This is a genomic window from Gymnodinialimonas mytili (genome assembly GCF_037544085.1).
Classification (GTDB): domain Bacteria; phylum Pseudomonadota; class Alphaproteobacteria; order Rhodobacterales; family Rhodobacteraceae; genus Gymnodinialimonas; species Gymnodinialimonas mytili.
The window spans coordinates 70,125-92,707 of record NZ_JBBIFW010000007.1 but is presented as its reverse complement, the minus strand read 5'-3'; the positions used below and the strand labels follow the sequence as shown (position 1 = coordinate 92,707).

18 protein-coding genes are annotated in these 22,583 nt (G+C 59.3%); 4 read left to right on the top strand and 14 right to left on the bottom strand.

Going from position 1 to position 22,583, the window contains the following annotated elements; translation table 11 throughout:
- Positions 1-118: 118 nt before the first annotated feature.
- Entirely contained in the window at positions 119-2,911 is a 2,793-nt protein-coding gene (locus V8J82_RS21705) for a bifunctional aconitate hydratase 2/2-methylisocitrate dehydratase (protein ID WP_339978731.1), read from the top strand.
- Between the two features lie 218 nt (positions 2,912-3,129).
- On the opposite strand, the gene V8J82_RS21700 is transcribed toward V8J82_RS21705, so the two are convergent.
- From V8J82_RS21700 to V8J82_RS21690, 3 genes are read right to left on the bottom strand one after another with little or no spacing between them, the layout of a single operon-like run.
- On the bottom strand, positions 3,130-3,885 hold the full coding sequence (locus tag V8J82_RS21700) for an ABC transporter ATP-binding protein (protein ID WP_339978729.1): 756 nt from the start codon (positions 3,883-3,885) through the stop codon (positions 3,130-3,132).
- Positions 3,885-4,661 carry an ABC transporter permease gene (locus V8J82_RS21695; RefSeq protein ID WP_339978727.1) on the bottom strand — a complete coding sequence of 259 codons (777 nt, stop codon included), beginning with the start codon at positions 4,659-4,661 and terminating at the stop codon, positions 3,885-3,887. Before V8J82_RS21695 ends, V8J82_RS21700 begins: the two co-directional genes overlap by 1 nt.
- A gap of 5 nt (positions 4,662-4,666) precedes the next feature.
- Entirely contained in the window at positions 4,667-5,701 is a 1,035-nt protein-coding gene (locus V8J82_RS21690) for an ABC transporter substrate-binding protein (RefSeq protein WP_339978725.1), read from the bottom strand.
- A gap of 166 nt (positions 5,702-5,867) precedes the next feature.
- Here V8J82_RS21690 and V8J82_RS21685 point away from each other — a divergent pair, with 166 nt between their 5' ends.
- Positions 5,868-7,388, top strand: a complete 1,521-nt coding sequence (locus tag V8J82_RS21685) for a sulfatase (RefSeq protein WP_339978723.1) — start codon at positions 5,868-5,870, stop codon at positions 7,386-7,388.
- Between the two features lie 24 nt (positions 7,389-7,412).
- Here the strand turns inward: V8J82_RS21685 and V8J82_RS21680 are convergent, their stop codons facing one another.
- Genes V8J82_RS21680 through V8J82_RS21655 form a run of 6 tightly spaced genes read right to left on the bottom strand, consistent with a single transcriptional unit; the run spans position 7,413 to position 14,867 of the window.
- Positions 7,413-8,360, bottom strand: coding sequence for a formylglycine-generating enzyme family protein (locus tag V8J82_RS21680; RefSeq protein WP_339978721.1), 948 nt, complete (start codon positions 8,358-8,360; stop codon positions 7,413-7,415).
- Positions 8,347-9,333, bottom strand: coding sequence for a sugar-binding transcriptional regulator (locus V8J82_RS21675; RefSeq protein WP_339978719.1), 987 nt, complete (start codon positions 9,331-9,333; stop codon positions 8,347-8,349). The genes V8J82_RS21680 and V8J82_RS21675 overlap by 14 nt, the downstream gene beginning before the upstream one ends.
- Positions 9,334-9,336: 3 nt before the next feature.
- On the bottom strand, positions 9,337-10,002 hold the full coding sequence (locus tag V8J82_RS21670; RefSeq protein ID WP_339978717.1) for a class II aldolase/adducin family protein: 666 nt from the start codon (positions 10,000-10,002) through the stop codon (positions 9,337-9,339).
- On the bottom strand, positions 10,002-11,066 hold the full coding sequence (locus tag V8J82_RS21665) for a zinc-binding dehydrogenase (RefSeq protein ID WP_339978715.1): 1,065 nt from the start codon (positions 11,064-11,066) through the stop codon (positions 10,002-10,004). The genes V8J82_RS21670 and V8J82_RS21665 overlap by 1 nt, the downstream gene beginning before the upstream one ends.
- A complete protein-coding gene (locus V8J82_RS21660) occupies positions 11,063-12,580 on the bottom strand; it encodes an FGGY-family carbohydrate kinase (RefSeq protein ID WP_339978713.1) in 1,518 nt (505 codons plus the stop codon). Before V8J82_RS21660 ends, V8J82_RS21665 begins: the two co-directional genes overlap by 4 nt.
- Positions 12,581-12,590: 10 nt before the next feature.
- Positions 12,591-14,867, bottom strand: coding sequence for a molybdopterin-dependent oxidoreductase (locus V8J82_RS21655; RefSeq protein WP_339978711.1), 2,277 nt, complete (start codon positions 14,865-14,867; stop codon positions 12,591-12,593).
- A gap of 82 nt (positions 14,868-14,949) precedes the next feature.
- On the opposite strand from V8J82_RS21655, the gene V8J82_RS21650 reads away from it, so the two are divergent.
- Together V8J82_RS21650 and V8J82_RS21645 are read left to right on the top strand one after the other, a co-directional pair.
- Positions 14,950-15,876: a transketolase gene (locus tag V8J82_RS21650; RefSeq protein WP_339978708.1), complete on the top strand. Its 927-nt coding sequence runs from the start codon at positions 14,950-14,952 to the stop codon at positions 15,874-15,876.
- A 12-nt stretch (positions 15,877-15,888) separates the two neighbouring features.
- The gene (locus V8J82_RS21645; protein ID WP_339978706.1) at positions 15,889-16,893 is read left to right on the top strand and encodes a transketolase family protein; all 1,005 of its coding nucleotides are present in this window, start codon (positions 15,889-15,891) and stop codon (positions 16,891-16,893) included.
- A 121-nt stretch (positions 16,894-17,014) separates the two neighbouring features.
- On the opposite strand, the gene V8J82_RS21640 is transcribed toward V8J82_RS21645, so the two are convergent.
- From V8J82_RS21640 to V8J82_RS21620, 5 genes are all read right to left on the bottom strand, one after another.
- Positions 17,015-18,166, bottom strand: coding sequence for a substrate-binding domain-containing protein (locus V8J82_RS21640; RefSeq protein ID WP_339978703.1), 1,152 nt, complete (start codon positions 18,164-18,166; stop codon positions 17,015-17,017).
- A 43-nt stretch (positions 18,167-18,209) separates the two neighbouring features.
- Positions 18,210-19,334 (bottom strand): ABC transporter permease, encoded by a 1,125-nt coding sequence (locus V8J82_RS21635; protein ID WP_339978701.1) that lies wholly within the window; start codon positions 19,332-19,334, stop codon positions 18,210-18,212.
- Positions 19,335-19,347: 13 nt separating this feature from the next.
- Positions 19,348-20,109 carry an ATP-binding cassette domain-containing protein gene (locus V8J82_RS21630; RefSeq protein ID WP_339978698.1) on the bottom strand — a complete coding sequence of 254 codons (762 nt, stop codon included), beginning with the start codon at positions 20,107-20,109 and terminating at the stop codon, positions 19,348-19,350.
- A gap of 307 nt (positions 20,110-20,416) precedes the next feature.
- A complete protein-coding gene (locus V8J82_RS21625) occupies positions 20,417-21,517 on the bottom strand; it encodes a substrate-binding domain-containing protein (RefSeq protein ID WP_339978696.1) in 1,101 nt (366 codons plus the stop codon).
- A gap of 42 nt (positions 21,518-21,559) precedes the next feature.
- Positions 21,560-22,579: an ABC transporter permease gene (locus V8J82_RS21620; protein WP_339978694.1), complete on the bottom strand. Its 1,020-nt coding sequence runs from the start codon at positions 22,577-22,579 to the stop codon at positions 21,560-21,562.
- Positions 22,580-22,583: the final 4 nt, after the last annotated feature.

Genomic DNA, 22,583 nt, shown 5'->3' with positions numbered 1-22,583 from the left:
GCAACCAGCCTGCTTGAAATTGCCAACGATAATGTATACCGAAGTATACAAAGTGGTCATCTTGATATTTCAGGTGCCCCGAAATGCATCATCAGAACGCCAGATTTGGATATATCCCATGAGCCTGTACGCAGATTATCTAGCCGAGATCGAAGACCGCAAAGAACAAGGGTTGAGCCCTAAGCCCATCGACGATGCAGCGCTGACCAAAGAGGTCATTGACCACATCAAAAATACGGAGAGCGCACACCGGCAAGCTTGCCTTGACTTTTTCATCTACAACACGCTGCCCGGCACCACGAGCGCAGCGGGAGAGAAAGCGCGGTTCCTCAAAGAGATTATCCTGGGCGAAGCTGTTGTCGCGGAAATCACCCCAGCTTTCGCCTTCGAATTGCTGTCGCACATGAAAGGCGGCCCTTCCGTCGAGGTGTTGCTTGATCTGGCGCTTGGAACGGATCAGGGGATCGCCGAAGGCGCCGCTGAGGTCCTTAAAACACAAGTGTTCCTTTACGACGCTGACACTGATCGGTTGAAAGCGGCCTACGATGCTGGCAACGCCTTCGCTGCGGATATCCTTAAAAGCTATTCGGAGGCGGAGTTCTTCACCAAGCTTCCGGAGATCGAAGAAGAGATCAAGGTCGTCACCTATATCGCTGCAGAGGGCGATATCTCCACCGACCTTCTGTCGCCGGGCAATCAGGCCCATTCGCGTTCCGATCGCGAACTGCACGGTAAGTGCCTGATTTCCGAAACCGCCCAACAAGAGATCGAGGCGCTCAAGCTTCAGCATCCCGACAAGCGCGTCATGCTGATTGCCGAAAAGGGTACAATGGGCGTCGGCTCCTCGCGGATGTCCGGCGTCAACAATGTGGCACTTTGGACCGGCAAGCAGGCCAGTCCCTACGTTCCTTTCGTGAACTTCGCCCCCGTGGTCGCAGGCACCAATGGTATTTCGCCGATCTTTCTGACCACCGTGGGCGTGACCGGCGGGATCGGTGTCGACCTTAAAAACTGGGCCAAGAAAATGGGGGAAGATGGCAAGCCGATCCTCAACAATGATGGGAACCCCATTCTAGAGCAGCGATATTCGGTCGAAACCGGGACAGTGCTGACAATCAACACCAAGAAAAAGAAGCTCTATAGCGAAGATGGCGTTGAAGAACTGGTTGATATGGCTGCATCATTTACGCCGCAGAAGATGGAGTTCATGAAGGCTGGCGGCTCTTATGCCATTGTCTTCGGCAAGAAGCTTCAGACATTCGCTTGCGAGACCCTGGGCGTCGAATTGAAATCAGCCTTCGCCCCGGCCAAAGAGATCAGTCACGAAGGCCAGGGGCTCACGGCGGTTGAAAAGATCTTCAACGCCAACGCGCGGGGCACCACGCCGGGCAAGGTGTTGCACGCCGGGTCCGACGTGCGGGTCAAGGTCAACATCGTGGGCAGCCAAGACACCACCGGTCTGATGACCAGCCAGGAGCTGGAGGCGATGGCCGCAACCGTCCTGTCGCCTTCCGTCGACGGCGCTTATCAATCCGGCTGCCACACGGCGTCTGTCTGGGATCAGAAGGCGCAGGCCAACACGCCCCGCCTGATGGCCTTCATGCATAAATTCGGCCTGATCACCGCGCGCGACCCCAAGGGCGTGTACCATTCGATGACCGACGTGATCCACAAGGTGCTCAACGACATCACCGTGGATGATTGGGCGATCATCATTGGCGGCGACAGTCACACACGCATGTCCAAGGGCGTGGCCTTCGGCGCCGACTCGGGCACTGTGGCTTTGGCGCTGGCGACGGGTGAGGCCACCATGCCAATCCCGGAATCGGTCAAGGTCACGTTCAAGGGCCAAATGGCCTCGCATATGGACTTTCGCGATGTGGTGCACGCGACACAGGCACAAATGCTGGCCCAACACGGCGACAACGTGTTCCAGGGTCGGATCATCGAGGTTCATATCGGCACGTTGCTGGCCGACCAGGCCTTCACCTTTACCGACTGGACCGCCGAGATGAAGGCCAAGGCGTCGATCTGCATCTCCAACGACGACACGCTGATCGAGTCGCTGGACATAGCCAAGGCCCGGATCCAGGTGATGATCGACAAGGGCATGGATAACGACGTGAAGATGCTTCAAGGGCTGATCGACATTGCTGATGCCCGCATCGCGCAGATCCGCTCGGGCGAAAAGCCCGCCCTGCGGCCCGACGACAACGCAAAGTACTTCGCTGAGGTGGTTGTGGACTTGGACGCCATCGACGAGCCCATGATTGCCGACCCTGACGTGAACAACGCCGACGTGTCCAAGCGCTACACCCACGACACGATCCGCCCGATCTCCTTCTACCGGGCAGAGAAGAAGGTCGATCTGGGCTTTGTCGGCTCCTGCATGGTGCATAAGGGTGACATCAAGATCGTGGCTCAGATGCTCCGGAACCTGGAGGCCGAATACGGCGAGGTCAAATTCCAGGCCCCGCTGGTCGTCGCGGCCCCCACCTACAACATCATCGATGAGCTTAAGGAGGAGGGCGACTGGGCCATTCTACAAAAGTATTGCGGGTTCGAGTTCGATGATGCGGCCCCCAAGCAAACAGCGCGGACTGAATACGAAAACATCCTCTACCTCGAACGTCCCGGCTGTAACCTGTGCATGGGCAACCAGGAAAAGGCCGCTAAGGGCGACACCGTTCTCGCCACCTCAACACGGCTGTTCCAAGGCCGGGTCGTGGCCGACAGCGCGACCAAGAAGGGCGAGTCACTGCTTGGCTCCACCCCAGTCGTGGTGCTTTCGGCGATCCTAGGCCGCACCCCCACATTGGATGAATACAAGGTCGCCGTCGAGGGAATCAACCTGACCAAGTTCGCCCCACCACTGGAACGTCCGCTGAAATCAATGTCCGCGCATTTCTAATCGGTGCGGCCGGGGCAAGCACCTGGCCGTGTCTAAGCGACCTGCACCCAGATCCCTTGGCGGGTTGGGGTGCAGGTCGCTTCCGGCAGCCAGCCCATGACGCGCCCGAAACCGTGCTGCTGGTTTGACAGCGCAATCTTTGGTTGAATTGGAAATAGCGCGATGTGATGCATCGCTCCAGCAGCCACGGGCTCTAAGACCATACCTCGTAGTTGGCTTCAGTGGTCCAACATCGCCCAGAGCCGACGCTTGATCGCCAGAAATTCCTCAGTGAGGCGCATTTCGTCTTCACGTGGGCGCGGCAAGCTGACCTCTTCGATATGGTGCACGCGGCCTGGCCGGGCGGACATCACGACAATCCGGTCCGATAGAAAGATCGCCTCTTCAATATCATGCGTCACGAAGACAACCGTTTTCCGGGTCTGTCGCCAGGTGTTGAGCAAGTCGGACTGCATCCGTTCCTTGGTCTGGGCATCCAGCGCGCCGAAGGGTTCGTCCATAAGCAGCACGTCAGGATCGTTGGCATAGACCCGACCGATATCGACGCGTTTGCGCATACCGCCTGACAATTCACGAGGCCAGCGATCTTCAAACCCTTTGAGACCGACCATCTCAGTCCATTTCGCCTCGATCTCGCGCTGTTCGTCTTTCGAGGCACCCCGCAGGCGCGGGCCATAGCTGATGTTCTTGGCAACCGTCATCCAGGGGAACACAGCGTCTTGTTGAAACACCATACCGCGGCGCTGATTGGTGCCTTTGATGATCTCGCCATCCAGGCGCATCTCTCCATCCGTGGGATCGAACAACCCGGCCATCATCTTCAGCAAAGTGGATTTCCCACAGCCCGACGTGCCAATGATCGCGTTGAAGCTGCCGGACTCGAATGTCAGATCGATATCCTTCAACACCGTCAAGGCGTCGACACCGCCCTTGCCGAAGGTATGACTTAGTTTGTCGACGACAATCTCGGGCATTACTCGCGCGCCTCTGACCATTGCATGAGAAAGGCCTGAATTCGGCGAAAGATACGGTCCATGATGAAGGCGCAAGCCCCGATAATGACGATGATCATCATGACCTGATCGGTTAGGAAGTACCGGCGCCCCTCCTGCAGCAGAAAGCCAAGCCCGTTTTGGGCGGCCAAAAGCTCTGAGGCGACAAGCGTTGTCCAGGCGGCGGCCAGCGCAATGCGGTAGCCGGTGATGATAAACGGGGTCGCCGCGGGCACGGCCACCGTCCGGAACACCTGAAATCGCGTCGCCCCCATGGTGGAGGCTGCATCGACATAGACCTGCGGCACGTTCTTCATGCCTGCAATCACGTTGACCACGCAAACCATGAAACAGGCGATGGTGATGATCAGAACCCGGCTAAACTCGCCGATACCGAACCAGATGATGATGATCGGGATATAGGCGAGCGGCGGGATGGGGCGCAAAGCCTCGATCAGAGGATCGACCAGATATTCGATGGTTTTGTACCATCCGACCAGACAGCCCACGATCAGCGCCAATGTGGTGCCGATGAAGAAGCCCATGAATATGCGAAACAGGCTCGCCCCCAACGCGGCCATCAAGCTGCCGGAGGTAAGGTTGGTCTGAAACGACGTGACGATATCCGAGATTGGCGGCAGCAGCGCCGGGTTGTTGTCTGGTCGATTGGTGATCCAGATGTAAAATGCAAAAACCAGGGCAACCGACAAGATGCCCAACCACAGGCGCCTTGACGTCAATACGGATACGATATCCATCGGCTTTAGATCTGCGCCACGATCTGATCGGAAATCAACGCATCCAGGTCCGGCATCCCGCCGATCCGCTCATTCGCGACCAGGAATTCCGCCTGCACCGATACGGCATTCTGCAACGCACCGCTCGCATAGACATCTTTGATCTCGTCACTGTCGAAGTAGAAATACCCGTTGAGAAGTGGCTCCACCTCTTCTGCAGTCACGCCTGCGCGACCGACGCTTTCCTGCCAAGCGATCATGCGCTCAACCACGGCGGCATTGTCTTCACGCAACATGCCAACGCCGTCGCGATGGAACGCGCGCACCACTTCGACAAACGCCTCCTGCTTGGCATCGACAGTGTCTTGGATCGACATGAAGACGTCCATGATCGACGGGCGGGCTTCGAGTGGCATCTGCGAGCCGTCGGCCAACAGGCTTGCGCCGGGCAGTCGGTCAAAGATCAGCTGTCGGGAAGTGGCGAGGGGCACGGTGGCATCGACGGCACCCGCAATCAACGCTGCCTGTGCATCGATCGGCTCCATATTGATGCGTGTCAGCGGCATCTCGGACAGGCCCTCATTCTCCAAAGCGACGCCAAGGAAGAAGTCGAAATTGGATCCGGACGTGACGGCAATCCGCATACCTTCCAGGTCGGCCAAGCTTTCTAGACCCGGCTTACCGACAATCGTGAACAGTCCCGATGCGTCGCCGCAGACCGAGATTTCGCGGAAATCGGCGATCTGGCGGTACATCGCAGCTAGCGGCGGAACGGATCCGACAGTGATCGTGTCAACCGAGCCACCGACCATCGCTTCGATTGCAGGCGGACCGGAAGGGAAGACACTAAACTCCATCTCTACGCCGGACGCAAAACCCTGATCCTGAACCAGCCAGTAGATGCCGAAGGAATAGGCGGGGATGATGCCGACGCGCAGCACTTCGTTATCGGCATGGGCCTTGCCCACGAAAAATGTCGGCGCGGCCAGGGCCGCCGAAGCCGCCACACCGGATTTCAGAATTGATCTACGATTGATATAGCTGGTCTTCGAATTGGCCATGACGCCCTCCCTTGGTCGAAGCCTTACTGACTTGCGCGGCGGGCCTTCTCACGACCCGTTTTCGCGCCTCCCTAATTCTGACATATGTCACTATTTTTAACACTTGTCAATTAGGGCTTGTGATCCTACGCTTGGCCTATCGACAGATCGATGCAAGGACGCCCCAATGAACATCATCCTGGTTCTCGTGGACAGTCTGACGCGAAATTGCCTGCGCGCCTACAATCCCAATAGCCGTTGCGAGACGCCAAATATCGACCGTTTTGCCGCGCGCGCGCAGGTCTTCGACAATCACTTTGTTGGAAGCCTGCCCTGTATGCCGGCGCGCCGTGAGTTGATCGCAGGCCGCAAGGAGTTCATGTGGCGGCCGTGGGGATCGCTGGAGGTCTTCGACCCGCGCCTGCCTGCCGAGGTGAAGAAGGGCGGCTACCACACGCATATCGTCACAGACCATTATCACTATTGGGAAGAGGAGGCGAACGGCTACATCCAGAGCTATGACACGACCGAAATGATCCGAGGTTACGAGGTCGATCACTGGGTGCCGATGGACCCGAATGAGGACAGCCTGCCCTGGGTGAAGAAGGTCGAGGAATTCCGCGCCGCGGAACATATCGGCCAATACTACGCCAACACCAAGGATTTTGATGGCGAGGAAGATTTCTTCTCCGCAAAGACCTTCGGAAGCGCCTGCGATTGGCTCGACCGCCACGCCGCCAAGGGCAAGTTCTTCCTGCATGTGGAAACCTTCGACGCGCATGAACCGTTCCACGTGCCCGAGCCTTACGAAAGCATGTATGCCGATGGCGCCTCGAAGAACGAGTTCAATATCTGGCCGCCCTATCAGGTCTATGACGATCTGAACGCCTTTATGGATCAGACCAGTGACGCCGAGTTGGACTTTCTGAAATCCCAATTCATGGGCAAGGTCACCATGATGGATAAATGGTTCGGCACCCTGATGGACAAGCTCGATGAGATGGATCTGTGGGACGACACGATGGTGATTTTCACCACCGATCATGGCCACGACATGGGCGAACGGCGAGCCTTCGGGAAACAACACCCACATTTCGACAGTCACGCCAATATTCCGTTGATGGTCTGGCACCCGGCAAATCCCGGTCGCGGCAAGCGAGTCTCGGGCCTGACCCAAACGGTAGATCTTTTTGCGACGATCATCGATGCGGCGGGAGTTGAGATCCCAGAGGCCAACCGGCACAGCCGATCTTTGTTGCCAATGGTGGTAGAGGGTGCATCCTCTCCCCGGGACGCGGTGCTCTATGGGACCTTTGGCCAAGGGATCTGTGCGACAGACGGCACCTGGACGATCCTGAAAGCACCCAAACCCGACGCGCCGTTGTTTTTGTATTCCACGGCGATTTTCCGGCCTCTGATCGTGGATAACCCGGTCGACGGTCGCTTGGCCAAGGCGCCAAACAAACCCGTCGATCAGGGCTATTTCGACCCTTCGGTCGACCTGCCCATGTGGCAAATTCCGATCAAGATCGATCCGCGAACGGAGGAGGATTTCCTGTTCCACCGCACCGACGACCCGGAGCAGGAAAACAACCTCTGGAGCTCCGAACCGGATCAACGCGCCAGAATGCTCGCTCTGGTCCGCGACCTGATGGATGCCGAGGGGTGTCCGCCCGAGCAACTCCGCCGATTGGGACTGGCTGACTAGAGTGAGATCACGCTTATCGGGCGCTTAGGCCGCCCACACCACCCGGAACCCGGTATGGGTCGTCGTACTGTCGGGTGAATTGCCGGTCCGCGCAGCGATGCGGTATCGGTAGCAATAGCTTTTATGACACAGAAATGAGCCGCCTTTGGCGAGTTTATAACCCGTCATCTGCGCTTGACGGGCTTTGGCCGCCCGCCTTTGGGAGCGGATCCGGAATGGCTCTGACGTCCATTCCCAAACATTGCCCACCAAATTGTAGAGCCCATAGCCGTTGGGTGCGAAGGCATGTGCAGGCGCGGTCGTCTCGTAGCCATCGGCGCAGCTATTGGTCTGCGGGAACCGCCCCTGCCAAATGTTGCAAGGAAAATGGGTAACATCATCAGGCTCTCGATCGCCCCAGGGGAACCGCACATCACCCAAGCCTCCGCGGGCGGCGTGTTCCCATTCGGCTTCACTGGGCAAACGCCCCCCGATCCACATCGCATAGGCCCTGGCGTCGTTCCAAGAGACGTGAACAACCGGATGGTCGGGCAGGTCTTCTGCAGGAATACCACCTGGCCCATGGATGTGCCGCCAAGTGGCGCCATCGACACGGCGCCACCATTCCACATCCCGCACACCTTGCGTGGCAGCAGCCGCAGCCGGGACCTGGGACCAAAAAACGAAAGACCAGCCGAAACGCTCCGCCTCCGTCACATATCCGGTCTCGGCGATGAACGCTGCGAACTGAGCATTTGTGACCGCCGTTGTACCGATCCGAAACGGGGCCAGACGCTTCTTTCGGATCGGTCCCTCCGCATCATCAGGAATGATTTGGTGCGCGGTACCGATCAGAGCCATGCCGCCTGGGACAATTACGCTTGGAGGCGGTTCTGCGGTCCGCGATGGGAAGATCGCCTCTTCTGCCGTGGTGCCGCGCGTGCGCCGGAGTGGCGGACAGCATCCCGGCGACTTCGGATCAGACTTCGACATCGAGCAAGAATTGCGCCAGCGCGTGATCAACACACAGATGCGTCACCAGCCCACCTTTGATTGCGGCCAACGCGGCCTCGCCCCGGTCCACCCCGCAGACCGCAAGCAATCGCTTCCGCGCCGCGCGCAAATTCTCAACCGTGGCGGCAATCAGACGGTCATGGGGTGGCAACACGATCTCGTTGCCGTCGCGGTCGAGATAGCGGCAACAGACAACACCAACCGACCCGGCATCACGCGCCGCGTCCAACTCCGCTGGGGTGGCCATGCCTGCCGCCCCTAAATGGGTGTCTGGCGCGACATTCCCGATGGCAAAAATCGTCATATCCAGCGCCTTAAGCCGCTGCATCTGTGCGGTAATCGTGGGCTCGGCCAAGAAGGTGCGCGCCAAGTCAGCCGAGGAAATCAGCCCCGGCGCGTGCAAGGTGAAACACGCGGCCGCATCAAGTTTGTTGGCAATCTGGATCGTACAGTTTTCGGATGCCGGCACGCGGTCGGAAATCATCGAACCGATAAGCTGGCAGACCTCGACATTTGCAACGGGGTTGCGCGGCATCGCATCGGCCACTGCCATGATCGTCTCACCCCAGGCCACGCCGATCCGGTCGCCAGGTTCGACCGCATCCAGGATGGCGGTGGCCGCCACACGCGCAAGCAAGCCCAACGTCTCGTCGCGGCTGGCGCTGGCATCCGCCGCATCGGCCTGACTGACATAAACATCCTCAAGACCGAACTTTTCACGCAACGCACGCGCCAGACCCGACCCGGTTAGATGCTGGCCGTCGACACGGATATCGACGATCCCCAAATCCCGGCTTTCGCGCAGCATGTTTACGATGGTCGCGCGGCTGACCTTCATCCGCTTGGCGATCTCGCCCTGTGTCAGCCCCTCGCCGTAATAGAGCAGCGCAACATTCGACAGCTGTGCACGCTTGTCGCCACTTAGGCGCTGCGGTGGGCTTGATTTATCCATGGCTCACGCGTTTACGGGCTTTTGTCCCGCCTGGCCATAGTTCTGCCGAAACCAAGCGTAGCAACGGTCGATCTCTTCCTGGGGCAGCTCCTCGACCGGGCCACGCAGCATGGCCAGATGTGTGGTCATCGCGGCCTCCTCCAGATACATCGCAATCGAGGTCGCCTCCGTGGCCGATTTGCCCATTGTGAAGACGCCATGGGCCTTGACCAAAACGGCCAGACCGCCCTCCGCCGCTTCAAGGATTGCCTGGCCGGTATCGACCTCGCCCGGCGTCGCATAGCGCGAGCAGGGTACGTCGCGTCCCAGAATATGGGTGATCGGGGTCATCAGCGCAGGGATGCGTTCACCGCGCCCGGCAAAGCTGGAGGCATATGGCGAATGGGTGTGGCACATGCCATTCACATCATCACGATGCCTGTAGACATAGAGGTGAATGCCGGTATCGACAGAAGGCTTCATGTCGCCTTCGATCACGGTTCCATCCAGATCCACCACCACCATTGTGTCCGGCGTCAGCTTAGAGAATTTCACCCCCGACGGCTTGATGACGAGCAGCCCGCTTTCGGGGTCACGACCCGAGACATTGCCACCGGATCCCACCACTAGCCCATTGCGGGGTAATTCGTGGTTCTGCTCGCAGACCTCTTCCTTCAATGCCTCAAGCATCATGCGGCCTCCTGTGTGTCGGTGGGCACGCCATGGGGATAGACGACGATTTTCAGGGATTTTTCCGCCTCGACCAGCACCTTAAACGCTTCGGGCGAGTCCCGAATATCGAAACGATGCGAGATCGCTTGATCGGCCTTGATCCGGCCCGACTCGAGCAATCTGATATAAGAATATGTGTCGGTATGATCGGAAGAATAGCGCGAGGTGACGGTGATCTGATCGAAATAGGCGGCATTTCCGTCCCGAACCCAATCGATATCCGGCGGCAAGGGAGCCCCGAGATGCAGGCATCCACCCACCTCCACCAGCGCAAGCGCCTGGTCCCAAGCTGAGGGGAATGGCGCGATCACGATCACGGTATCGGCAAGGCGACCATTGTTGAGTACGCGCATCGCCTCAACCGCATCTTCGGTTTTCGGATTGATCGTGTGGGTTGCGCCGAATTCTCTGGCCCGCGCCAGGCGCCAGTCGGAGAAGTCGAGCGCCACCACCTTGCCTGCGCCGAACAGCGGTGCGAGATGGACAAACCCCTGCCCCATGAACCCTGCCCCCACCACGGCGACAGTATCGCCCGGCTGGATGTGGCAGACCTTAAGCCCCGACAGAACGCAGGACCACGGCTCGATCGTCACCGCCTCTTCGGTGGAGATACCGTCGGGCAGCACATGGGCGTCCATCGCCAAGTGTTGCGCAGAGACCCGGTAGTAGTCGCAGACCCCACCAGGATCGAGTTTCATCGACTTGTAAAAGGGATCGCGGGTGAAATGGCCGCGCCGCGACAGATGCGAATTCACGCGGCCCACATGGTGGTTGATAAACATCCGGTCGCCGATCTTGTAATCGGTCACGCCCGCACCGAGCTCGACGACCTCGCCCACCGGCTCATGGCCAAGAACCTTCGGCTCGGTCTTGTACCAGGCCATGGTTTCTCCGCCGCAAAGGCCGCAGGCCAGCGTCTTCAGCAACATCTCACCCGATCCGATCTGGGGCACGGGGCGTTCTTCGATGCGGATATCGTCGATGGCGTATTGGACGGCGGCAATCATCATATTGCTGGTCATTGAGCAGTCTCCTGCAGCGATTTGAGGCGGGTCTGAACATCGCGCGCGGCTTCTGACAAGATCAGATAGCGCGCGAAGGCTTGGTCGTAGGCCAGGGTGGTTTCGTGGTTTGGGATGAAGGTCCTGTGCGTCTCCGTACGCTTTGCCAAGGCCACAGGCGCGCCCTGACCAGCGGCGGCGGCGCCGATGCAGGCCACGCCCCACAGGCCTTGGTCAGAGGCATCGCTGACCATAACGGGCTGGCCCATGACATCGGCGATGATCTGGCACCACGTGTCGTTTTTTGAACCGCCGCCGGTCAGCTGGACAGGGCTGGTAGGCAGGCCGCCTTCAGCTTTGAAACAATGACGCAGGCTGAAGGCCGCGCCTTCCATCACAGCCCGTCCCATCTCCGCCTTGGAGGTGGATGCGCTTAGGCCATGGAACCCGGCACGGATATCCGACGCGACGAAAGGGGCACGTTCGCCATTGAGATAGGGTAGGAAGATCACGCCATTCGATCCAGGCGGCACATCTTGGACGAGGGCATTCAGTTTGCCTGCGATCTCGCCGGCGCTTTGCCCACCGAGGGTCTGCGGGTGAAGCCCCGTGAACCAGTCAAAAGCAGAGGCGCCCGTGGTCGGCGCGAAAACCCTTATGACGACGTCGGAGGTTGGGTGCAGGACACTCGCACCCACGGGCGTATCGATCGGTTCTACATGGTCGGTCAGGATGTTCACCACCGCCGTAGTGCCCATGATCATCATCGTTTGACCGGCACGATCCATGCCCATGCCAACGATCATAGCGGCCAGATCCAGCGTGCCGACCGAAACTGGCAGACCCTCGGGCAGGCCCGTTTGCGCCGCCGCCTGCGCGGTGACTTTGCCCATCTGCTCCGTCGCAGCGCGCAGGGGCAACAATTTCGGCGCAAGATCCGCGCAATCAAGGGCCGCAAGCTGCGCTGGCCCATAAGAACGCGTTTGGAAATCCAGAAACGGGATCGAGGCATTCGAGGCATCCGTTGCCTGGACCCCCGTCAAGCACAGACCGATCCAATCGGCGCATGTCATCACATGGACCGTTTTCGCCGCCGCCTTCGGATCATGGACACGCAGCCAGCGCCAGAGCATGCCAGAGGTGCCCGTCCAAAGCGCAGTATGGCAGCCACGCCCGATGACATCCACCGTGCCGCTTTGCGCCAATGCATCTAGATCCGCCGCCGCTCGCGTATCGTTCCAAAGCATTGCAGGCGCACTCGGTTGTCCGTGTCGATCCACCGGCCATAATCCGTCGCCCTGTCCGCAAATCCCCAGCGAGATCGCTTGGCTGAAATCAACCTGGCGCCCCAGCTCTGACAGGACATTACACACGCTGGCCCAGACCGCGTTCATATCCTGTTCGCTTCGGCCCTCACCATATTGGGAGACTGGGCTTGGCGCCTGCGCTTCGGCCAGGCGGATGCCATCGGGGGCGTAGGCGGCCGCTTTCACAGCCGTTGTGCCTACGTCCAATCCCAACCAAAGCTCGGCCATGGTTGCCTCCCTACCCTACCGACATCGCGGCGATCTCCGGGGGCCGGTCCACGGACAATGGCGGTACGGCGCCTGTCCATTTCTCGACCTCGACCAGCGCCGTATGGGCGATGTTACCCTGGCTCAGCCCCGAACAACCCTTGTCGATCGTCAGGACATTCGGATTGCCATGCACCTCGAGCGGCAGGCCGTCGACCATTTGCCGATCATACCAAGCGCCCGTAGCCAAGCTGATGCAATCGGTGCGCAGAAGCGGGTCCAACCGAAGCCCCGCAAGACAGGCACCGCGCGGATTGAAGAGCCGAATGATATCACCCGGAACCAGGCCTAGCCTATCTGCGGTGCTAGGGTGCAGATAGGCGGGCTCTCGGCCGTGCACCTTGTCGGATTGCGCCTCAGACCCGCGGTCATTCTGCCCATGCAACCTTGTATCGGGCTGACCTGAGATCAGATGCAGCACGCCGTCTGGGGCATCCAACAGTGTCTCGATCGGAGCCATCCATGTCGGATGGGGCGGGCAATCCTTCAGATCGAAACCCGCAATCGTTGTGTTCGTCAGCGTGATCCGACCGCTCTCAGTGGCAAGTGGATGCGCATCGGGGGAGCGTACGAAATCCCCAAGGGCCCTGCGATGCTCGGTGGCGTCCGGCACGTCAAACCGACCTTCAGCGGCAAAGCCATCAAAGTCCGGTACGGCTATCCCCTCGGCACTGCCAATCGCCACCGCGTTGTCCCACAGATGGCGCAGCCAGCCCTCGGCGTCCCGGCCCTGGGTAAACGCATCCTCCAGACCCAGATGCGCGGCGATCCTGCGGTGGATCTCATAATCGTCCAACGCGGCGCCCGGCGGATCGAAGAGCGGAGACATATAGATGAGTGACGGGTCGCGGCGGTTCATCATGATGTCATGCCGCTCTAGCGGAGAGGTCGCGGGCAGCACGATATCGGCCCTCCGCGCAGTGGCGGTCCACGAATGATCCTGCACGATCACGGTTTCTGGCCGCATCCAAGCACGATCCAACCGCGTCAGATCTTGGTGGTGGTGAAACGGATTGCCACCGGTCCAGTAGACAAGCCGAATGTCTGCATAGCGCCGTGTCTCACCATCATAGGTATAGGTCGCGCCGGGGCGCAGCAGCATATCAGCGATCCGCGCCACCGGAATGAAGTCATCAACCGGGTTTTGCCCCTGCGGTAAAGACGGCCAATTGATCAGGCGGGCAGGTCGACCGACCGGAGTGGTTGAGCCATATCCAAAGGCGAAACCCGTACCCGGCTGACCGATCTGACCAACAACACAGGCCAAAGCCAATCCGGCCCAGATTACCTGTTCCCCATGGTCGCAACGCTGCATACCCCAATTCATCGCTATCATACTGCGTTGGATCGTTAGTTGCTCCGCCAACTCGCGGATCTGATCCGCCGGGATATCGCAGATCGCAGCGGCCCAATCCGGCGTCTTGGCCTGCCCATCGACGTCGCCCATCAGATAGGCCCGATACGTACCCCAACCGCTGGTGCAACGCCTGAGGAATTCGGTATCCGCCCTGCCCTGCGCGACGATTTCTTGCGTCAGAGCGAGGATCAACGCAGTGTCGGTGCCCGGTCGAACAGAAAGCCACTCCGCTGACGCCATGTCCGATCCGCGGGGCGAGATATTGATTATGCGCGCGCCCGTCTTCGCCAAACGGTCAATCCACCCCGGCACCTCGTGAAAACTCGTCCCGGATGAGGTGACTTGCGACGTCCGCCCGGAAATCCCGCCAAAGGCCAGCAGGATGTCACAATGCTCTGCGACCTCATCGAGGCTGGTCATCTGATCCTGGAAAGCGCGGTTGCTGAGGCCCAGCAGATACGGCCAAAGCACCTCCGCTGCCGCATGGGAGTAGGTGTTGCGCGCCGAAACATAGCCGCCCGCGCAGTTCAAGAACCGTCGCAAGTGGCTTTGCGCGTGATGAAATCGCCCGGCGCTTGCCCACCCGTAGGAACCGCCGAAAATCGCCCCGTTCCCGTAGACATTGCGCACTCGGTCAATCTCATCCGCGACCCGTTCGGTCGCCTCATCCCACGACACCTCGACATAGCTGTCATCGCAGCGCGCCTGCCCGCCGTCACGCTCCAGCCAGCCTTTTCGGATCACCGGCGCCAAGATCCGGCTTTGCATGTCTCGCGCGGCCGAGACCCAGCCATGCCCTATTCGCGCGGGTGCAGGATCACCATCAACCGGCACAAGACCACCATCGTTATCGAACTGATAAGTGCCCCAATGAGCAGCGGTATAGCGCATGAAACCTTCCTCCACCCCAAGGCGCTTGATTTTTACATATGACTGATCTAATGACATTTGTAAACCATTCAGGGAGCGCCTCATGCGCAATGAAAGGCAGACCGAAGACGTTGCGCTCGGCATCCGCCGACGGGTGTTCGAACACTCCATCCGCAACAATGGCGGCTATCTGAGCCAAGCCTGTTCTGCGGCCGAGCAGTTGGCATGGCTCTACAACGAAGAGCTGAACCTGGGCGCGCCGACCCTGCCGATGATCCCCAAACCGTTTGAAGGTGTCCCCTCCCCCTACAATCACGATTACCACACCGGTGCAGGCTATAACGGGCCACCCGCCCCTGACTATGACCGGTTGTTCATCGCGCCCGCCCATTATGCCCTGGTCGCCTATGCCACATTGATCGAGGTCGGCCGCATGGCTCCGGAAGGGTTGGAGATGTTCAACAAGGACGGCTCCTCGGTCGAAATGATCGGGGCGGAGCATTCGCCGGGAATGGAGGTACATAACGGCACACTTGGTATCGGCTTGTCGACGGGTGCTGGGCTCGCCTGGGGCCGCAAACGCCGCGGCGAGACCGGACGCACCTGGGTCTTCATGTCAGACGGCGAAGTGCAGGAAGGCCAGACCTGGGAGGCCGTTCAGGCCGCCGCCTTCCACAATATCGACACCCTGTACGCGATCATGGATGTCAACGATCAGCAATGCGATGGCGCGATGTCCAGCGTGATGGAGGTGGGTGATATCGCCACCAAGTTCCGCAATTTCGGCGCGGCCTGCGTGGAAGTGGACGGGCATGATCTTGGCGCGATCCGCGACGCGGTGAACGAACCCCATCCGGGCCGCCCCCTGATCATCCTGGCGCGCACCAATCCGTTCCAGACCATGTCGATCCTCGAAGAACGGTTCCCGCGCCTGCATTACGTGCGCTTCAAATCCGAAGAGGAACGTGCACGATTCAACACCTCGATTGCTGCGGATCTCGGTGTCGACCCCGTCGATTACGCCCATTGAGGAGTTGCGCCTATGGTTGAAATGGTAAGCCGACCCTATGCCACAGCATTCGAGAACTTCGCCGCCGGAAACCCTGACATTCTGTGTCTCTCCGCGGATCTGACGTCGTCCTGCGAGATCGATGGCTTCCGCGACCGCCATCCCGATCAGTTTCTCTCCCTCGGGATGGCGGAGCAAAACATGATGAGCTTCGCAGGCGGCCTTGGCCTGGCAGGTTATCGTCCTTTCATCCACACATTTGGCGTCTTCATGTATCGCAGGCCCTATGATCAGTTGATGGCGTCAATCGCCTATCCCCGCCGCAAGGTGCGTCTGATGGGGTTCTTGCCCGGCGTCACGACGCCCGGCGGCATGACGCATCAATCGATCGAAGATATCTCGGTGATGCGCTCGATCCCCAACATGACCATCCTGGAAACAGGGGATGCGACCGAAGTGGAAAGCATCTGCGAGGCTGCCGATAGCATTGACGGCCCGGTCTGGTGCCGCGTGCTGCGCGGGTCTGTCCCGCGCCTCTTCGACACTCCGATTAAGGTGGGCGAGATGCGGGTATTGTCCGAAGGCGACGATGTGCTTGTCGTGACCTCGGGCATTTGCACCGAAGAGGCAATGCGCGCCCGCGCCGCATTTTCGAAAGCAGGTTTGAGCATCCGGCACCTGCATCTGCATACGATCAAACCGTTCGACGCAACCGCATTACTGGATCATATCGGGTCTGTGAAACACGGCGTGATCACTCTGGAAAACCATGTCACCGAAGGTGGGATCGGATCATTGGTCGCCGAGAGCCTGGCCGATGCGGGTGTCGGCAAGAAACTGGTGAGACTCGGCCTGAAAGACACTTATGCCCACGGCGGCTCACGCGCTTATCTCATGCGCTACTATGGGCTCGACGCGCTCGCCTTGGTGCGCGGGATCGAAAAGCTGATGGGCCAGAACTTCGGAATCTCGGAACAGGATCTGGATACGGCCCGGGTCGATGACGTGCACTCACTGGTCAAGGCCGAAGCGCTATAGTCCAATCCGGTCCACGCCACTCTACCGTAAGCATGGCAATCTGAGCCTGAAGACGGCCCTTTACCCACAATGGAAAGAGAGCAGAGACAGCCAGGGCCCAGGCCCTGGCTGTCAGCGCACGTTAACGTTCCAGTGCGTCGACACCGGAGAAGCGGAAGGCTTCTTCTTGCAATGCCGTCAATTCTTCTTCGGACATCTCATCATGCGCCACGGTGATGCGGCCCAAGAAAACGAAGGGCAATTCTTCACCACGGCCTTCCAGATGATAGCGGATCGCCTCAGCCGTGGCAGCGCCCACGTCGTCCCCCATCCGCATCGGCGTGGCGTTCAACTCACCACGGCGGATCGCATCCAGCTCAAGGCCAGTACCGCCCCAGCCAGTGGAGAAGACGTTTTGCGCCGCGTCGACGGCCAATTGCGCCTCGACCGAGCCCATCGACATCGCTGTGTTCGCGTTATGGATCACAGTCGCCTCGGGATAGGCCTGCAGCATCAGCTGCGTGCCTTCGAAGCCGCCTTCCCGGCTGTATTCGCCGTAATGTTCATAGGCCAATTCCCAATTGCCGTTTTCTTCCACGCAGGCCGACCAATCGCCTGAGCGCTGGTTGTCGGTGATTCCGGGAATGCCGCGGTTCATGGCGTAGGTCACATCGTTGCCCAAACGCTCCAGCATGTAGTCACACATCACCAGAGCCCCCGCCGCGGACGAGAAATCGAACCAATTGGCAGGCTGATTATCGAGATATTGCAGCGGCGTGTGGAAGGCCCAGACAAAGGTGGTCAGGTCAGGGTTTCCGGCGAGCTTGTCGATATTGTCCGCCTGAGTGGCCAGCTCCGATGGCCCAAAGATAACGAAATCGTAGATATCGGCATCCTGTTCCACCTGGCTGGCATAAGTGGCCTGCAGCGAATGCTCAATCTGGCGGCTGGCGAATTCCGTCGTCTCATATGGAATGCCCAACTCATCCAAACGACGGATCAACGCGAGATAGTTGCGCGCCCAGAAATCCGAGGTATCGGCCGACGGGTAGATCAGTGCGATCTGGATCGGCTCTTCCAATGTGCCCGAGAACGGAACCGCGTCGGTGCCGACGACCTCTTGCAATGCATCCAGGGCGCCTTCCGCATTCACCTGCTCCGGCAGCCAGTAGTCGCGGTCACCATCATCCGGCAGCGCCACCAGAGGCAAGTGCCCATCCGCCGCAGCCATGCCCGCCCCCAAGATCACGGCCGTCGCCATCGCAGCGAGCCCGGTTTTTTGAACATATGTCATCTTAATCTCCCATTTAGATGTCGTTTGGTTCTTTTTTGTGTGATCAGCCGCTGGCGCCCGGAGGGGTCGCAAGGCCCGCCCCCAGCGCACCGAGGATCAGGATCGCGCCCAGGATGATGCCGCTGAGTTTGATCAATTTGATGGTCTCGGGGTTCTTCAGCGTCTCAGCCAAAGACCCAGAGCCATCGCGGTCCTTCTTCAGCAGCCACGCATAGGCAGCGACCGACAGGATGATGACCACGCCCGAGGCCACTGACTGCCAGAAGAATTCGATCCGCAAAGTGACCAGCGCATTGATCATCATCGACAAAAGCAAAACCCCTGCCAAAGATCCGATGATCGACGGGCGCCCACCGAACAGTGATGTGCCGCCGACCACAACCGCCGCAATGACGTGAAGGTTGAAATAGGGCGCCGAGGTTGCCTGGATCGCGTTCAGCTTGCCCATCAACATGATACCCGCCAGCGCTGCCATGGTGCCCATCAGCACATAGGCGTAGATCTTATGGCGGTTCACCGACACGCCGGTCATCTCAGACGCTTCGGGGTTCGAGCCGATGGCAATCGTGTAGCGCCCGAAATACGTCCGGCGGAGCAGGATATAGCCGAAGATCATCGTCAGTAGACCGATCACCACTGGCGTCGGCAGGATGACAAGCGACTGCCCACGGCCAATTTCGGTCACAAGATCCGGGAAACGAGCCAGCACGAGGCCCTTCGCCAGAACCAGCGCGAGGCCGCGATAAACCAGGTCCATGGCCAGCGTGCCGATCAGATCCGGCACATTCAGCCGGGTGATGACAAGACCATTGAGCAGGCCCATCAACGCCCCAAGGGACAGGGCGATCATGGCCGCTGTCCAGGCTGGAAAACCATATTGCCGGATCAGAAACGCCATAATAATCGCGGAAAGTGCTGCAACCGATCCGATCGATAGATCGATCCCGCGCTGCGTGATGACGAAGGTCATAGCCATGGCCATCGGCATATAAAGCGCCGCATCCAGCAGGATTTGATTCATATTCGACAACCGGAAATACCGAGCCGGTTCAAAGATCCCCATAAAGATCGCGATCAATAAGATCATGACCAACGGGCCAAGGATGCCCATGACGGGTTCGATACGTTGGAGAAGAGTGGGGCGGGCCGCTGCGGTGACGTCAGACATGGTTCTTTTCCTTTTAGGCCGCGAGCTTGGCGCCGGTGATAAGGGCCAGCACCTCTTCGGTGCTGGTGTCAGCCGCCTTCACGACACCGGCGCATTTCCCGCGCCTTTGCACATGGATGCGGTCGGCGATCTCGAACACATCATCGAGCGAGTGTGAGATCACGATGACCGCCAGCCCCTGATCGCGCAGCGTTTTGATCAATTGCAGCGTCCGCGCGGTTTCCTGGGGGCCAAGTGCCGCGGTCGGTTCATCCATGACCAGGATCCGCAAATCGGCGTGGCGGACCGCCCGAGCAATAGCGACAGCCTGACGTTGTCCACCCGAGAGGCTTTCAGTCGGCGCGCTCATATCGCGCAGCGTGACACCCAGGCGCGACTTCAGGACCTCAGTCGCCTCCGCATCCATGGTAGCATTATCCAGGATCGGAATGCCCAGGACGGATCGGGTCAGTTCCGATCCGAGGAATAGGTTCTGCGCCGGTGTTAGGTGATCGGCCAAGGCAAGGTTCTGATAGACAGCATCGATACCATGGGTAATCGCCTCGGAATGGTCGGCCATCACAAAGTCGTCGTCATCCAGAATGATACGCCCGGATGTGGGCTGGTAGACGCCGGTCAGGATCTTGATCAGGGTGGATTTCCCGGCGCCGTTATCGCCGACAATCGCCAGGACCTCACCCGCATAGGCATCCAGATCAACGCCGTCGAGCGCCACAACCCCCCCAAAGCGTTTTACGATGTCGCGCATCGAAATGATCGGTTTGGTTTCGGGCATAGCGTCTTCCTCCCTGAAGCTATTTTTCAGAAGAGGCTAAATGGTATCGATAACATACGTCAAGTGTTAACGATATCATCAGAAGGTGATTTGGCTGGAATCATCAATAATCTGGAGGTGGAAAGCGGGCTGGGGTCTGATTTGGCCAGATGCAGGAGCGTGTATTTTCATGGGCCGACCGAATCTCTCTCGATTGCAGCGTTGGCGCCGGCCAACAAAAAATGCGCCCCCGGATCTCTCCGACGGCGCATCTTTTGCGGAACCGGCCTGACAAAATCGCCAGGCCGACCCGACAGGGAGAAGCAGGTTAGTTCACACCCCAGATCGCGGAATACTCATCGCGATATCCGTTGGCGGGATCGAACAGATTTCTGTCACCGCCATCGAAATCGATGTTGTCAGGCGTGACAACGTGCAACGGCGACAGGTAGCCGGACCATTCTGCCCCGTTCAGCGCGCGGTTCATCTCATCGACGATCTGCCAACCTTGCAGGTTCAGCGGCTCGGCCACGGTGATGGCCTGATACTGCCCGGCCCGGATACGCTGATATGCGCTTTCCGATCCATCCCCGGCGGCCACGGCCAATGGGCGCGCATCGCCCGGAATGCCAGCGGCGGCCAAGCTAGGCCCCATGAAGTCGAAATAGATGTCGTTGATGGCAATCGAATGCGTCCAAGCCTCGCCGTGGCGCTGCAACAGGGCAGTGGTCAGGGTCGGCATCCGGTTGGATGTATCGGCAATCGGCGTGTCGACATATTCCAGAACGGTGCCGCCAAGTTGTTCGATCACCTCTTGGATGCGGTCGGCTTTGGCAATCGCGATCTCAAAGGTTGAATCGGTGAAGATCACCACGCCGGGCTCACCACCCGCATCGGCAAATGCCCACATCGCGGCTGCGGCAGAGACCTCCATCGCATCGGTGGACACATTGGTGAAAATGCCGTTGTCAGCGTCCGGGCCAATTACGGGGCCAGCATGCCAGCTGACCAACGGGATCTCTGCCGCACGCACCTGTTCCAGGGCAGCTTGCTGTTCGATCGCGTCAAACCCGTTGATGATGATGCCATCGGGCTGCAGGGCCAACGCCTGACCGATCGCAGCCGTGCGGCCCTGAATTGATCCACCGCCATCCAACACACGAACGTCCCACCCGATGGCAGCTGCGGCCTCTTCGACACCATTGGTTACACCCAGGATGCCGCCATTCGTCAGATCACCGGCCAGCACCACAATCGTGGCGCCTTCATAGGCAGCCGGACCCTCCGTGGGACCGTCCCACTCAGTCTTGCGGCCGGCATGTTGCTCGACCTGGGCCATGGCCTCGTCGACCGTGGTCTGGGCCGGTGCAAGTGTCGGCGCAAACGCCATCGCGGCTGCAACACTGGCCGTTAAAACTGTTCTTAACATCTGCTTATACTCCCATTTAAGCTGTAAATTCTCGGCCCGGCCTTAGCGTCCAGAGCCCTTCTTGCGTTGTGCATATCCGGCGATGCCGATGGCGATCAGCAGCGTGGCGCCGTTGAATAACGGCTCAACCCAGAAGGATCCGCCAAATTGCTGAATGCCCGAGATGCCGACAGCCAGGATGATCACGCCGACAATCGTGCCCCAGACATTCACGCGGCCAGGCTTGATCGTGGTCGAGCCCAGGAAAGCACCGACCAGAGCAGGCAGTAGGAATTCAAGGCCGACACTGGCCTGACCAATCCGCAACTTCGACGCCAGCAGCACGCCGGTCAGTGCGGTCAGAGACCCCGAAGCGATGAAAGCGCCGACAACGTATTTGCGGGTCGGGATACCGTTCAGCGCCGCGGCCTTCTGGTTCGCCCCGATGGCGTAAAGAAACCGCCCGACAGAGGTGAATTCCAGCAAGATCCAAAGGAATATGGTGATCCCCAGAACGTAGAACCCGGTGATCGGCAGGCCGAACACGAACGTCCCGTTCAGCGCGTAAAAGCCATCCGGCAAAACACCGACGACCTGACGACCACCCGTATGCCACAGGGCCAGCGCATAGAGCACCGTGCCGGTGCCAAGCGTCGCAATAAACGCGTCGATCTTTGCGATTTCGACCAAGAAACCATTGAACAACCCCGTCAACGCGCCAAGCCCGATCACGGTCACAACGGCAACCGGCCATGGGAAACCATAGAGCGTCTGCAATGAAATCGCGAGGATGTGCCACAGTACGATACCGTAGCCGACCGTCAGGTCGATCCGGCCCGCCACCATCGGGATCATCGCAGCCAGCGATAGCAGCGCAATGATGGATTTATCCGAGACAATGGCCCGCAGGTTCAGGATCGTAGGAAAAGTATTCGGCAACAGAACCGAAAACAGGATGATCAAAAAGACCGTCAGGATGACCAGGCCATAAACCGGCACCAGGCGGATCAGCTTTTGCGCAAAGCTCATCCCTTGCAGCTCATCTCGGGTGGGTTCCAATGCGTCGGATTCAACGGAGTTCATGGGC